Origin of the sequence: Serratia proteamaculans (genome assembly GCF_949794035.1) — a bacterium.
In the GTDB taxonomy this organism is placed as follows: Bacteria; Pseudomonadota; Gammaproteobacteria; order Enterobacterales; family Enterobacteriaceae; genus Serratia; species Serratia proteamaculans.
Genome location: NZ_OX461105.1, coordinates 3,187,929 through 3,202,709, shown reverse-complemented (window position 1 = coordinate 3,202,709; position 14,781 = coordinate 3,187,929). Strand labels below are relative to the sequence as shown.

At 57.8% G+C, this 14,781-nt stretch carries 11 protein-coding genes; 9 read left to right on the top strand and 2 right to left on the bottom strand.

Translation table 11 applies throughout. The features are described 5' to 3' along the window. Nucleotide 1: 1 nt before the first annotated feature. The 9 genes from QOT07_RS14990 (at nucleotide 2) to narI (ending at nucleotide 12,882) form a co-directional block, all read left to right on the top strand. A complete protein-coding gene (locus QOT07_RS14990) occupies nucleotides 2-745 on the top strand; it encodes a glycosyltransferase family 2 protein (protein WP_099064353.1) in 744 nt (247 codons plus the stop codon). Continuing rightward, nucleotides 742-2,619, top strand: a complete 1,878-nt coding sequence (locus tag QOT07_RS14985) for a carbohydrate binding domain-containing protein (protein ID WP_283603437.1) — start codon at nucleotides 742-744, stop codon at nucleotides 2,617-2,619. The genes QOT07_RS14990 and QOT07_RS14985 overlap by 4 nt, the downstream gene beginning before the upstream one ends. A gap of 6 nt (nucleotides 2,620-2,625) precedes the next feature. Further along, nucleotides 2,626-3,612, top strand: a complete 987-nt coding sequence (locus QOT07_RS14980; RefSeq protein WP_283603436.1) for a glycosyltransferase family 2 protein — start codon at nucleotides 2,626-2,628, stop codon at nucleotides 3,610-3,612. A gap of 34 nt (nucleotides 3,613-3,646) precedes the next feature. Further along, nucleotides 3,647-4,549, top strand: coding sequence for a glycosyltransferase family 2 protein (locus QOT07_RS14975; RefSeq protein WP_283603435.1), 903 nt, complete (start codon nucleotides 3,647-3,649; stop codon nucleotides 4,547-4,549). 47 nt (nucleotides 4,550-4,596) lie between these two features. Further along, entirely contained in the window at nucleotides 4,597-5,850 is a 1,254-nt protein-coding gene (locus QOT07_RS14970; RefSeq protein ID WP_261416513.1) for an EpsG family protein, read from the top strand. A gap of 315 nt (nucleotides 5,851-6,165) precedes the next feature. Beyond that, a complete protein-coding gene (locus QOT07_RS14965; protein ID WP_207979015.1) occupies nucleotides 6,166-9,942 on the top strand; it encodes a nitrate reductase subunit alpha in 3,777 nt (1,258 codons plus the stop codon). Continuing rightward, nucleotides 9,939-11,483, top strand: a complete 1,545-nt coding sequence (gene narH, locus QOT07_RS14960; RefSeq protein WP_207979016.1) for a nitrate reductase subunit beta — start codon at nucleotides 9,939-9,941, stop codon at nucleotides 11,481-11,483. Before QOT07_RS14965 ends, narH begins: the two co-directional genes overlap by 4 nt. Then, complete coding sequence (gene narJ, locus QOT07_RS14955) at nucleotides 11,480-12,202, top strand: nitrate reductase molybdenum cofactor assembly chaperone (RefSeq protein ID WP_099064347.1); 723 nt, start codon at nucleotides 11,480-11,482, stop codon at nucleotides 12,200-12,202. The genes narH and narJ overlap by 4 nt, the downstream gene beginning before the upstream one ends. A 2-nt stretch (nucleotides 12,203-12,204) precedes the next feature. Further along, on the top strand, nucleotides 12,205-12,882 hold the full coding sequence (narI, locus tag QOT07_RS14950) for a respiratory nitrate reductase subunit gamma (RefSeq protein ID WP_207979018.1): 678 nt from the start codon (nucleotides 12,205-12,207) through the stop codon (nucleotides 12,880-12,882). Nucleotides 12,883-13,370: 488 nt separating this feature from the next. Here narI and QOT07_RS14945 read toward each other — a convergent pair whose 3' ends face one another. Together QOT07_RS14945 and QOT07_RS14940 are read right to left on the bottom strand one after the other, a co-directional pair. Continuing rightward, nucleotides 13,371-13,889, bottom strand: coding sequence for a LuxR C-terminal-related transcriptional regulator (locus QOT07_RS14945; RefSeq protein ID WP_283603433.1), 519 nt, complete (start codon nucleotides 13,887-13,889; stop codon nucleotides 13,371-13,373). Between the two features lie 348 nt (nucleotides 13,890-14,237). Next, the gene (locus tag QOT07_RS14940) at nucleotides 14,238-14,771 is read right to left on the bottom strand and encodes a fimbrial protein (RefSeq protein ID WP_283603432.1); all 534 of its coding nucleotides are present in this window, start codon (nucleotides 14,769-14,771) and stop codon (nucleotides 14,238-14,240) included. Nucleotides 14,772-14,781: the final 10 nt, after the last annotated feature.

The window sequence follows — 14,781 nt, the reverse complement described above, 5'->3', positions numbered from 1 at the left end:
GATGGAAAAAGTTTCAGTTATCATGCCGGCTTACAACGCCGCGGGCTTTATCAAACAGTCGATCCTCGGGGTGCTGAACCAGACCTATCAGGATTATCACCTGTACGTGATCGACGACGCTTCCACCGATCAGACCGCCGAGGTGGTGAAGCCTTTTATTCACGATCGCCTGACCTACATTCGCAACAACACCAACCAGGGCGTGGCCGAAACCCGCAATATCGCGATTGAAGCGGCACGCGGCGATTATATTGCGTTCTGCGACAGCGATGATGTCTGGCACCCGAACAAGCTGGCGCGCCAGGTTGGCATCCTGAAAACTTCCCGTTATGACGTGGTGTGCTCCCATTATTACACCTTCGAAGATGACCCGGCGCGGGTGAAAAACTACCGGGGTTCCGGCGAGATCATCGCATACCAGGACATGCTGAAAAGTAACTGGATCGGCAACCTGACCGGCATGTACAACCAGCGCCAGATCGGCAAGGTGTACCAAAGCAAGGTCGGGCACGAGGACTACGTGATGTGGCTGTCGGTGCTGGAAAAAGCGCGTAACCACCTGGCGTATTGCATTCCCGAACCGCTGGCCTTCTACCGCCTTTCTGCGCAGTCGTTATCCGGCAATAAAATCCAGGCGGCCGACTGGCAATGGCAGATTTATCGCCGCCATCTCGGGCTCTCCTACCAGAAGTCTTGCTATCTGTTCTTCTCTTACCTGTACAACGCGGTGATGAAACGCCAATGAAAATCAGCAAGCTAAGCACGGCCTGCCTGCTGGTGGGCTCCGGGCTGGCCAATGCCGCCCCCTGCAGCAATAACCTGCTGCAGGATCCCGGTTTCGAGCAGGGCGGCGCGGGCTGGTCACTGGCTTCCGCGCAGGTGGTGGCCGGTGGTCATGGCGGCCAGAGCAGCCTGTTCTATCAAAATCACAACCCCGCCAACTACCACAACATGCTGCAGACGCTGGCGGTTAAACCCGGTCAGCAACTGGCTTTTGGCAGCTGGGTGCGCGGTGAGAACCTGAAGGGCAAGGGGGATAATCAGGGCGCCGGGGTATTTATCGAAAGCTATGACGATCAGGGGCGTTTTTTGGCCGGTAGCTATCCGCAAGGCCTGCTGGGCACCAGCGGCTGGCAGCCGGTCACCGGGGATTTTCGGGTACCGCCACGGGCGGTGAAGGTGGTGCTGGGTGTTTATCTGCGCCAGGGCACCACCGGCAGCGCCTGGTTTGATGACGTCTACGCCTGTCAGCAGCCGGTAGCGCCGGAGTTATACCAGATGCGCAGTGCCAACGGCGCGGCATCGAGCCTGATCGAAGTGGTGGATCCGCAACAGGTGCAGGTGGACAGCACGCTGGTCGACGACAAAAACACCGCCGTGAAGCACGACAGCCGCCGTTACCGTATTAGTGGCAAACAGCAGGTGGAGTTCCCGTTGCCGGCCGATTTGGCTGCCGGGGAGTATCGCCTGCAGCAGCAGGTGACGGATGTTGCCTCACAGCGCAGCCAGCGAAGCGAAATGCCGATCAGCGTCGGTCGTGCGCAGCCTAAAGTGGCGCTGGATGCCCAGGGCTATACCCTGAAACAGGGCAAACGCTTCTTCCCGCTGGGTATTTACATGTACGGTGAAATGGCGACGGATGAGCATCTGGCGCGCATCCGCGATGCCGGTTTTAACACGCTGCTCAATTACAACTACGGCACCGGCCGCGATCCCGATAACTATTTCCGCAAAACCCAGCAGTACGGTTTGCAGGTGATTTTCTCGCTCAAGGACATGTATGCCGGTACCCGGTTCGCGCCGGAAACCAAAATGAGCTATCCGCAACTGACGGCGAGCTATGTGGAAAGGTTCAAACACCAGCCGAACCTGCTGGCCTGGTATATCAACGACGAACTGGGGCCGGAATACGTGCCGCAGATCGAGCAAAAGCATTTGCAGGTAAAACGCCTGGATCCGGATCACCTGACGTTCCAGGTGCTGGACAAGACCGGCACGCTCAACGCCTATTTCAACAGTTCGGACGTGCTGGCCAGCGATCCTTACCCGGTTGGCCGAGACGCCGACCTGACGCGCACCCTGGAGTACAGCCGCATCACCAGTCAGGTGGCGCGGCAGGTCAAAGGGGCCTGGTTGGTGATGCAGATTATGGATCACGCCGCTTATGCGCCGGGTCGCAAGCCACGCCAACCGACGGAGGCGGAGATCCGCAATCAGGCCTGGCTGGGGCTGATTGGCGGGGCCAAAGGCATTCTGTTTTATTCCTATACCGACTTGTTCTACAAGCGCCAACGCGGTGGTTTTAGCCAGCAGGAGTTCGATGCTATCTGGCAGGGGGTGGCCAGCGTGGCGCAGCAGATTGTCAGCTTTAGCCCTTACCTGCTTTCCGGCGAAAGCACCTTGTTACAGGGCAACAATACCGCCATCCCGGCCAGGCTGTTTATCAATGGCGAGCAGGGCCTGGTGCTGATCGCCAACCCTTACTACCGGCCCATGTCGGCGCGCTTTGACTTGCCGGCGGGCTGGCAGGCGCAAGGCCAGCGGCAGATCGAGGCTGAATTGCCGTCGATGGGCAGCCGGGCGGTCAGGGTGCAACTTCAAAAAGAAAACCAAGGATAACCGATCATGAATACCACTCTGAGCCTGATTATTCCGGTGTATAAGGTCGAGGCTTATATTGAGGCCTGCCTGTGCTCAGTGCTGCAGCAGCTGCCGGACTGGGCGGAAGTGATCATCGTGGATGACGGCAGCCCGGATGGTGCCATTGCACTTGCCGAAGAGGTGCTGTGTCGTTACCCGCAACACAAACGGCGGGTCAGTATTCTGCGGCAGAAAAACCAGGGGCTGAGCGAAGCGCGTAACAGTGGCATTGTCCATGCGGAAGGGCGCTATATCGGTTTTCTCGATTCCGATGACGTGCTGCTGGCAGGGTATTTCAGCATTTTAGGCCGCCTGCTGGCAGATAACCCGCAGGCAGACATAGTGGCGTTCAATGCCCAGCGCTTCTCGACGATCAACAACGGCAAGATCCAGTCGGACGGCACTATGGCTATCGTGCCCGGCAATGCCGCGCCGCAGCAGCGTGATGCTCATATGGCGCTGCTGGCGGACAGCTTCAACCGCAGCATGTGGTTCGCCTGGGCGCGTATTTACCGCAAAACGCTGTTCGATCAGGCACGCTTCCCGGCGGGACGCAATTTCGAAGACATTCAGCTGATTCCGCAACTCTATCTGAAAGCGCAACGTATCGTGGTTTGCGACACGCCGCTGGTGGGCTACCGCGCCAACCCGAATGGCATCACGCGTGCACCCAAACGACGCGATCTGGATGATCTGGATTATGCGCTCGACGGTGCCGACAGTGGACGCCGCCAGGGGATGGGGCATGGGCTTTACTCGGTGCTGTTCGTCACCACGCTGAAGGCACGTTTGCTGGTGGGACTGGACTTTTTCGGGCTGCGTGACGCGCTGCGCGAAACCCGTGAACTGAAACGCCGCTACTCCGGCCTGCGGGCGGAAGAGCGTAAAATGCTGAGCCGCAAGAACCGACTGTTCTACCGCAGCCCGCTGGCTTATTACCTGATGGCCCGGCTGTATAACCTGCGCGGATAGCGGCGCACCTATGTTAATTGGGGCAAATCTATATATGAGTATTACCGTCAGCGTCATCATACCCACCTATGGCCGCAGTGAACTGCTGGCACGCGCCATCGACAGCGTGCTGGCGCAAACCCATCGCCCGCTGGAGATTATCGTGGTGGATGACAACCCGCAGGGCGATGCACAACGCCTGGCGACCCGCCAACGCCTGGCCGGCTATATCGAACGGGGGCAGGTTATCTATTATCCGCGTCGGCATAACGGCGGTGGCGCGCAGGCGCGTAACAGCGGGATCCTGCGTTCACGTGGCGAGTACATTGCTTTTCTGGATGATGACGACTACTACCATCCGCAGAAAATCGCCCGCCAGTTGGCGTTTATGCAGCAGGGGGATTACGACGTCAGCCTGTGCGATATGGATATCCTGAAGGACGGCCAGATCAGCGCCGAGCATTATTACCGGGCGCGTTGCGAGGGGCTGGAAGACTTTATGCTGGCCGGTGTGGCCTACACGCCGATGATTATGCTGCGACGCAGCATGGCGATAGCGGTGCGTGGTTTCTTCAATACCCCACGCTACCAGGACCATATCTTCCTGTACCGGCTGTTGGCGGCTGGGGCGAAGATTGGCACGCTGCATGAACGGCTGGCGGTGCACAACGACCACGACGGTGAACGCATCACTTCCAGCCCGAAAGGTGTGATTGGCTATCGCAATAAAATGCAGTTCGAGCAGCGACTGATGCCGCAGATCTCAGGCCGGGCGCGCAACATCATGCGCCTGCGCCATACCTGCATTAACTCGCGCATCATTACCGACGGCAAGAACCGCCTGGCCGGGGTGGTGTACGGGCTGAAGGGCATTGTTTATGTCAATAGTGGCCTGATGGCCGGCGTATACATGAAAAATATCATCCGCAATGTGTTCTTCCGTGGCGTGCCGTTCTGACGTTTCAGCAATACAGATAAGAGAACAACCCTTTCCAGAGGATGATTATGCGCTTTGAACGTTCTACGCTGATCGGCAGCGTGCTGCTGCTGACGGTACCGCTGTTCGCCTTGCTGCACAGTATTGCCACGCTGCGGGCGGGAAAGAAAAACACGGTGGCCTATCTGCTGATTGCGCTGTGTTTTTTCTTCTTCTTTATCAAGATCCCGCCGCTGGCGGATCTCTATCGTCACTTTGCCAATTACGATGCCATTAACTCGGCCACCAGCCTGGGTGATGTCATTCAGGGCAAGGTGGACGTGGTGCTGTACGCCAACTTTTATATTTTCAAAACGCTGGGTATCCCGTTCTTCGTCATCCCGGGGCTGTACGTCGCGCTGTCGGTTTACTGTTACCTGAGCGCGTTGAATATTGTCATGCTGCACTCCGGCAAGGTGTTTTCAGCCCGGCAGTTTGTGTTGTTGCATCTGGCGGTGCTGTTTTTGATCAACCCGTTTATCATCGGCATGGGCTTGCGTTTTGGTTTCTCGATGGCGGTGATGACGCTGGCGATAGTGCTGTTTTGCCATAAGCAAAATCGGCCGCTCGCCGCCGGTCTGATGCTGTTTGCCATGCTGACCCACTTTTCCAGCATGTTGCTGGTCGGGGTATTTCTGTGCAGCCGGGTGATGCGCCTGAACCGCCTGCTGACGGTGGTGTTTAGCGCCATTGCGTTGCTGACCGCCAAGTTCGCGCTGCCGTTTATCGTTTCCCATATTACGATTTCCGGCATCAACAGTTATTCCGACGTCTATACCTCCGGCATGTATGCCAGTGATTACCTGACCTCCGGCAATGCCAACGGGATGATTAACTTCCTGATTGTGCTGTTCCCGGCGCTGTTTCTCGGCGTTTTCATGCTGGCTCACCCAATGCGCAACCAGACGGGGGACATCAAAAATACCGCGGCCTGGCTGGTGGTGTTTGTTTTCCTGTGTTCCAGCTCGTTACAGGCGGCCAGCCGCTATGCCAGCGTGGCGTCGGTTTTTCTGCTGTTTTATTACGTTGCTCATCAGAGCTCGTTTATCCGCGGCAGGTTTAACTACTTCTTCCTGTGCTTCATGCTGATGGCCACCGGCTATAACCTGATCGAGAACATTTATGTCCCGCGCCGACCGATTATGCTGGGGCAAATGTGGCAGTCATTTTATAAAACGCCGTTGCTGAACCTGTTCTACGGCGAACAGGAATATGAGCAGTATCTGCGTGTGATTAATCGCGACAGCGGCGAGTGGATCGGCCATGAGATGGATCTCGGCTAATGCGTCTTTCCCACCAATAACAGCAACATTGCCGTCAAGGATGCGGGCACCCGCCCGTATCCTACCCCCAAATACCCCGACTGACCCCGCAGCATATCCCCTCGAACATCTGACTCATCATTTCTATAATATTTTCAATTCATTAAACCCAATACTTGCCATGATACTTTAGGGGTAGCCACGCCGCTGCCGCCGTTCTTCTCCCTCCGTTCTCTTGATCGCAATCAATTTGCCACAGTTCTGGCCTCAGTAGGCTGGCGGCAGATTGAGCAATGTCACTTCATATAACAATGAAAGCCTTCAGGAGAATTCCGGATGAGCAAGTTTCTAGACCGATTCCGCTATTTTAAGCAGTTGGCGGAACCCTTTTCTGGCGAACATGGCCAGACGCTGAACACCAACCGCGACTGGGAAGACGGCTACCGCAGCCGTTGGCAGCACGACAAGATTGTGCGATCCACCCATGGGGTGAACTGCACCGGCTCCTGTAGCTGGAAGATTTATGTGAAAAACGGCCTGGTGACCTGGGAAACCCAGCAAACCGACTACCCGCGTACCCGCCCAGACCTACCCAACCATGAACCGCGCGGCTGTCCACGTGGCGCCAGCTACTCCTGGTATCTGTACAGCGCCAACCGCCTGAAATACCCGCTGATGCGCAAACGCCTGATCAAACTATGGCGCGAGGCCAAAGCGCTGCACAGCGATCCGGTCGATGCCTGGGGCTCGATCGTCAGCGATGCGGAAAAATCCAAAAGTTACAAGGTCGCACGAGGACGCGGTGGTTTTGTCCGCTCCAGCTGGCAGGAAGTGAACGAACTGATCGCCGCTTCTAACGTCTATACCGCCAAAACCTTCGGCCCCGATCGCATCATCGGCTTCTCACCGATCCCGGCGATGTCGATGGTGTCCTACGCCGCCGGAGCTCGCTATCTGTCGCTGATTGGCGGCACCTGCCTGAGCTTCTACGACTGGTATTGCGACTTGCCACCGGCCTCGCCAATGACCTGGGGCGAGCAGACAGACGTGCCGGAATCGGCCGACTGGTACAACTCTTCCTACATTATCGCCTGGGGCTCCAACGTGCCGCAGACGCGTACCCCGGACGCCCACTTCTTCACCGAAGTCCGCTACAAAGGCACCAAAACCGTGGCGGTAACGCCGGACTACGCCGAAGTCGCCAAACTCTGTGACCAATGGCTGAACCCAAAACAGGGCACCGACAGCGCCATGGCGTTGGCGATGGGCCACGTGATGCTCAAAGAGTTCCACCTGGATCGTGAGGTGGGGTACTTCCGCGACTACGTGCGTCGTTACACCGATATGCCAATGCTGGTGCTGCTGGAGCCGCGCGAAGAGGGGCATTACGCCGCCGGACGCCTGCTGCGTGCCGCCGATCTGGTCGATGGCCTGGGGCAGGAAAATAACCCCGAGTGGAAAACCGTCGCCATTGATCAACGCAGCGGCGAACTGGTGGCCCCACAGGGGTCGATCGGTTTCCGTTGGGGCGAGCAGGGCAAATGGAACCTGGAACAACGCGCCGGTGAAGATCAGCAGGAAGTCGAGTTGCAACTCAGCCTGCTGGGCGCACACGACGAGGTGGCCGAAGTGGGCTTCCCTTACTTTGGCGGCATCAAAAGCGGCGGTGCCGAGAGCGAACACTTCAACAGCGTGGCGCTGGACGAGATCCTGCTGCACAAGCTGCCGGTAAAACGCCTGCGTCTGGCGGACGGCAGCGAAGCGCTGGTGACCAGCGTTTACGATTTGACCCTGGCTAACTACGGCCTCGAACGTGGTCTGGATGACGTCAACTGCGCCACCGATTACGACGACGTCAAAGCCTATACTCCGGCCTGGGCCGAGCAGATCACCGGCGTGTCGCGCCACAACATTATCCGCATTGCCCGTGAGTTTGCCGACAATGCCGAGAAAACCCATGGCCGTTCGATGATTATCGTCGGTGCCGGTGTCAACCACTGGTATCACATGGACATGACCTACCGCGGCCTGATCAATATGCTGATCTTCTGCGGATGCGTCGGCCAGAGCGGTGGCGGCTGGGCGCACTACGTCGGCCAGGAAAAGCTGCGCCCGCAGACCGGTTGGTTGCCGCTGGCGTTTGGCCTCGACTGGCAGCGTCCGCCGCGCCATATGAACAGCACCTCGTTCTTCTACAACCACTCCAGCCAGTGGCGCTATGAAACCGTCGGCACCGAAGAGCTGCTGTCGCCATTGGCGGACAAGACCCGCTTTGGCGGTAGCCTGATTGACCTGAATGTGCGCGCCGAGCGCATGGGCTGGCTGCCGTCAGCTCCCCAGTTGGGTACCAACCCGCTGCATTTGGCGGCACAGGCGAAAGCCGCCGGTCAGTCGCCGCTGGACTTCACCGTTGAAGGGCTGAAAAAAGGCACCCTGAACTTCGCCGCCGAACAGCCGGACAACCCGCAGAACTTCCCGCGCAATCTGTTCGTCTGGCGCTCCAACCTGCTGGGGTCATCCGGCAAGGGCCACGAGTACATGCTCAAATACCTGCTGGGTACCGAAAACGGCATTCAGGGCAAGGATCTGGGCCAACAGGGCGGTGCCAAACCTGAGGAAGTGGAATGGCTGGATAACGGCGGTGAAGGCAAGCTGGATCTGGTGGTGACGCTTGATTTCCGCATGTCCAGCACCTGTCTTTATTCCGACATCGTGCTGCCGACCGCCACCTGGTACGAAAAAGACGACATGAATACCTCGGATATGCATCCGTTTATTCACCCGCTGTCGGCGGCGGTTGATCCGGCCTGGGACTCGAAAAGCGACTGGGAGATCTACAAGGGCATCGCCAAAGCCTTCTCCGAAGTTTGCGTCGGGCATCTGGGCCAGGAGACCGACGTGGTGACGCTGCCGATCCAGCATGATTCGGCCGCCGAGCTGGCACAGCCTTACGGCGTCAAAGACTGGAAAAAAGGCGAGTGCGATCTGATCCCCGGTAAAACCGCGCCGCACATCATGGTGGTAGAACGTGATTATCCAGCCACCTATGAGCGTTTCACTTCGCTGGGGCCGCTGCTGGATAAGCTGGGCAACGGCGGCAAAGGCATCAGCTGGAACACCCAGACCGAAGTCGACTTCCTGAAAAAACTCAACTACGTCAAGACGGAAGGCCCGGCCGCCGGTCGACCGAAGATTGAAACCGCCATCGATGCCGCCGAGGTGATCCTGGCGCTGGCACCGGAAACCAACGGACAGGTTGCGGTCAAGGCATGGGACGCGCTGGGCAAGATGACCGGTCGCGATCACCGCCATCTGGCGCTGAACAAGGAAGACGAAAAAATCCGCTTCCGTGATATTCAGGCCCAGCCGCGCAAAATCATTTCCAGCCCAACCTGGTCAGGGTTGGAAGACGAACATGTGTCGTATAACGCCTGCTATACCAACGTCCATGAGCTGATCCCATGGCGCACCATCAGCGGCCGCCAGCAGCTGTATCAGGATCATGAGTGGATGCGTGCCTTTGGCGAGAGCCTGCTGGTGTACCGTCCACCGATCGACACCCGGGCCGCGCAGCCGTTGCTGAACCAGAAGCCGAACGGCAATAAAGAGAAGGCACTGAACTTCCTGACGCCGCACCAGAAGTGGGGTATTCACTCCACCTACAGTGACAACCTGCTGATGCTGACCCTGTCGCGCGGCGGGCCGATCGTCTGGATGAGTGAGGACGACGCCAAAGACTTAGGGATTGAGGACAACGACTGGATCGAAGCCTTTAACGCCAACGGCGCGCTCACTGCGCGGGCGGTGGTTAGCCAGCGTATTCCGGCCGGCATGACCATGATGTACCACGCGCAGGAACGCATCGTGAATATTCCCGGCTCGGAAATCACCAGCCAGCGCGGCGGCATCCATAACTCGGTGACCCGCGTCTGCCCGAAACCGACCCATATGATCGGCGGTTACGCCCAACTGGCTTATGGTTTCAACTATTACGGCACTGTCGGCTCCAACCGCGACGAGTTTGTGGTGGTGCGCAAGATGAACCGCATCGACTGGTTAGACGGTGAAGGTAACGACGACTCGCAGGGCAGCCAGCAGGAGAAAGCAAAATGAAAATTCGTTCACAAGTCGGCATGGTGCTGAACCTGGACAAATGTATCGGTTGCCACACCTGTTCGGTGACCTGCAAGAACGTCTGGACCAGCCGCGAAGGCATGGAGTACGCCTGGTTCAACAACGTGGAAAGCAAGCCCGGCGTCGGTTATCCGCAGGCCTGGGAAGATCAGGAAAAGTGGAAGGGCGGCTGGATCCGTAAAATCAACGGCAAGCTGGAGCCGCGCATGGGCGGCCGTGTCGGCCTGCTGTCGAAGATTTTCGCCAACCCGGACGTCCCGGCGCTGGACGACTACTACGAGCCGTTCGACTACGACTATCAGAACCTGCATACCGCGCCGCAGGGCAAGCATCAGCCGATCGCCCGACCGCGCTCGCTGATCACCGGCCAGCGCATGAAGAAGATTGAAAATGGTCCGAACTGGGAAGAGATCCTCGGCGGTGAATTCTCCAAGCGCTCGAAGGATAAAAACTTCGACAATATGCAAAAGGAGATGTACGGCCAGTTCGAAAACACCTTCATGATGTACCTGCCGCGCCTGTGCGAACACTGCCTCAACCCGGCCTGCGTCGCAACCTGCCCGAGCGGGGCTATCTACAAGCGTGGCGAAGACGGCATTGTGCTGATCGATCAGGATAAATGCCGCGGCTGGCGCATGTGCCTGACCGGCTGCCCGTACAAGAAAATCTATTTCAACTGGAAGAGCGGCAAGTCCGAGAAATGCATCTTCTGCTACCCGCGCATCGAATCCGGCCAGCCAACGGTGTGTTCGGAAACCTGCGTCGGCCGTATCCGCTATCTTGGCGTGCTGCTGTATGACGCCGACCGTATCGAGCAGGCGGCAGCGGTCGAAAACGACAAAGATCTGTACCAGAGTCAACTGGATATTTTCCTCGACCCGCATGATCCGGCGGTGATTGCCCAGGCGTTGGCGGATGGCATCCCACAAGGGGTGATCGAATCTGCCCAGCAGTCGCCGGTATACAAAATGGCGATGGACTGGAAGCTGGCACTGCCGCTGCACCCGGAATACCGCACGCTGCCGATGGTGTGGTATGTGCCGCCGCTGTCACCGATTCAATCCGCCGCCGATGCCGGTGAGCTGGCGCACAGCGGCGTACTGCCGGACGTGGAGAGCCTGCGTATTCCGGTGCAATACCTGGCCAACCTGTTGACCGCCGGTGATACCGCCCCGGTGCTGTTGGCGCTCAAGCGCATGCTGGCGATGCGCCACTACAAGCGGGCAGAAACCGTTGACGGCGTGCTGGACACCAGCGCACTGGAACAGGTGGGGCTGAGCGAAGCACAGGCGCAGGAGATGTATCGTTATTTGGCGATCGCCAACTATGAAGACCGCTTTGTGATCCCGTCCAGCCACCGTGAACTGGCGCGTGAGGCCTTCCCGGAAAGCAAAGGCTGCGGCTTCAGCTTCGGGGATGGTTGCCACGGCAGCGACGGTAAATTCAACCTGTTCAACAGCCGCCGCATTGACGCCATTGATGTGACGAAAAAAACGCCTCGTCAGGAGGACGCCTCATGATCAGCCTGAAAGTGATTGCCCGCCTGCTGGACTACCCGGAGCAGGCATTGTTTGACCATCAGCAGGCGTTGGTGGAAGCGCTGGAACCGGCCAGTGAACTGGATTTGCACCACAGCGCGCAGCTGATCCTGTTTATTCGCCGTTTTTGCGCCCGCCCGTTGCTGGATGTGCAGGCTGAATACTGCGAGTTGTTCGATCGTGGCCGCGCCACCTCGCTGTTGCTGTTTGAACATGTGCACGGTGAATCACGCGATCGCGGCCAGGCGATGGTCGATCTGATGGCGCAATACCGCGAAGCCGGGCTGGAGATCGACAGCCGCGAACTGCCGGACTTCCTGCCGTTGTACCTGGAGTATCTCGCCAGCCGCAGCAAGGAACAGGCCGCCGGAGGGCTGCAGGATATCGCGCCGATCCTGGCACTGCTGGGTGCACGGCTACAGCAGCGGGAAAGCCCGTATGCGGTGCTGTTTGATCTGCTGCTGGCGCTGTCCGGTAGCGAAGTTCAGGCACAGGCGCTGGAGTCCCAGGTAGCAAAAGAAGCCCGCGATGACACGCCGCAGGCGCTGGACGCGGTATGGGAAGAGGAACAGGTTAAGTTTTTGGGCGAGCAGGGCTGCGCTTCGGCGCAGCAGGCGGCGCACCAACGGCGCTTTGCCGGCGCGGTGGCACCGCAATACCTGGACCTGACGGATGCGCTAACCGGAACCAAAGGACGCTAATCATGCAATTTTTAAATCAGTTCTTTTTCGATATCTACCCCTATCTGGCGGGCGCGATTTTCCTGATCGGCAGTTGGCTGCGCTACGATTACGGGCAATATACCTGGCGCGCCGGATCCAGCCAGATGCTGGATAAAAAGGGCATGCGCCTGGCCTCCAACCTGTTCCATATCGGCATTCTGGGTATCTTTGCCGGGCACTTCCTCGGCATGCTGACGCCGCACTGGATGTATGAATCCTTCCTGCCGGTTGATGTGAAACAGAAGCTGGCGATGATCGCCGGGGGGGCCTGCGGCGTAATGACCTTGATCGGCGGTGCGCTGTTGCTGAAACGCCGTCTGACCAACCCTCGGGTGCGGGCGACCAGCAGCTTTGCCGATATCATGATCCTGACCTTGCTGGTGGTGCAGGTGTGCCTCGGTCTGCTGACCATTCCGTTCTCCGCCCAACATATGGACGGCAGCGAGATGATGAAGCTGGTGGGTTGGGCACAGGCGGTGGTGACCTTCCATGCCGGTGCGTCAGAACATCTGGTGGGGGTTGCGCCGATCTTTAAACTGCATATGGTGTTGGGCATGACGTTGTTCGTGCTGTTCCCATTCTGCCGCCTGGTGCATATCTGGAGTGTGCCGGTGGAATACCTGACCCGCCGCTACCAACTGGTGCGTAACCGCCGCTGAGGGTATTTCTATCTCGCTTTAAAGCCCATTCGGTGAAAATTAACCCCGCCGAATGGGCTGATAAAAAGTGTCCTATTGAGCCTAACTGTCACTTTAAATGAATAATACTGCTTGCTGATCAATAAGCTGCGTTTTATAGCGAAAATCGCCGCGAGCAGCCTTGCTCTACAGGGCAATGCACCAGTTTTCATTTGCTACTCATGCGCTTAGCAACACGTCAATAGTCTATTCTGAGTGCCAGGAAGTACAGCCGTGGGACTATACAAAAGACATGGTTTATTTCAAGTTAATGATAATGCAGATATTAACGGATGATACCCATCATGTTTTTATGGATATGTGTCTGTTGCGGGGCATTTTCAGATTTATGTGTCAATTAAGCCCAAACCGTTACATTTTTTTCTCGGATTAAAGCGCATCTGGCGGCAGGTTACGCCGCCGTACGCTGGACCAGGATTGCCGTTTTTTACATTGTCAGTCTATGTCGATTACTTTGTTCGGTTCGCCAATAACGCCCGTGCGCGCTCTGGTGCCAGTGCAAACAACTCTACCTCATTGGTGATCCCGAGCTTCTGCATCAATTGGCGCTTCTGATAACTGATCGTTTTCACGCTTCTGCCCTGTTGGTGTGCAATGTCCGTCACGCTGTAACCATTGAGGATCGCGTCCAGTACCTGCTCCTCTCGGGGTGGCAATAGCCGCAGCCGGGCGGCGATCTTCTCCGGCAACGGTGGGTTAAGCAGGGACCCTAGTGCATGCAATTCGGCATTACTGTTTAATCTTAGTTTGCGCATTGCTCGCTGCTTGTGGCTGCTGACGGTGCGGATATTGCGACTCAGTTTCCAGGCAATAGCCGACAGATCCATGCCATCTATCAGAGCCTGCAGGATCTGTGTTTCTCTGGGAGTCAGGCAAGCGGCCAATGGCGCAGGTAACGAACAGGCGATTGCGTGTTCAGGCTGGGAGGGATAAGGGGAGTAAGCATGGGGGATTTGGTAAGGTAACATGGTATTTCTCCTGTGTGCGTTGTGATTCACGGGTCTCCAGACCCGACAATGCGTCAGTACGAGCAGGTCGCGAAGGGCGAACGGACAGGGTTACGCCTTGTTTGCGCAGGCAGCGTTTAAGCGTGCGTAGGCTGGGGAGCTCAAGTGTGGATAGTGACAGGCAGCGGTTGATGGCGACGACGCCAGCCCCATCAATATTACGTCCGACAAACAACCGACAAGGGGGGCGATGATGACAGACAGCGGGAACCGGCCCCCATAGCCAGAGCCCCATCAGGCACCAGGAAAAATGATGCAGCCTGAGGGAGCGGGCTAAGTGGCGTAGCTGCGTGCAGAACGTGCGCATCGTCAGTTGCTGTACCAGAGAGTAAAGGTGGCGCTGGCATTGGCGCTGCCGGCCGTCACGCTGTCGGAGGTGGCGATGTAACGAGCACTGAACGCCAGGCTGTTGACCGTGCCGCTGCCGCCTTTGATCGCCATCAGGGCGGAGGGCTGCCCCGGCGGCAGTAGGGTACCGCTGGCATCCTGCAACTGCACTGCCACGCCGGTCGCGACGCCTGGCGCAGTGGTCAGCGCCAGCGCATTGCTGTCACCACTGGCTGGCGTGCCGTCAAACTGCACTTTTATCTGACTGATTTCCGCCGGACAGTTTTTCAAACGCAGTTGAAAGGCAGTGGCCGAGGCGGTAGCCCCTTTCGCACCCAGCGCGGTACGGGAAATATTGCCCAGCGGCACGGTCAGTGGATTAACCTCCGGTTCGCAGGCGGAAGACAGAATACGTCCGGTGATGTTCACCGTGGCACTGTCGGCCAGGGCACCGCTGCTGACCAGCAGTAATAGCGGTAGCAACCCCCGGTGAGTGATTGAATTAAATATTGGCATCAGATACTCC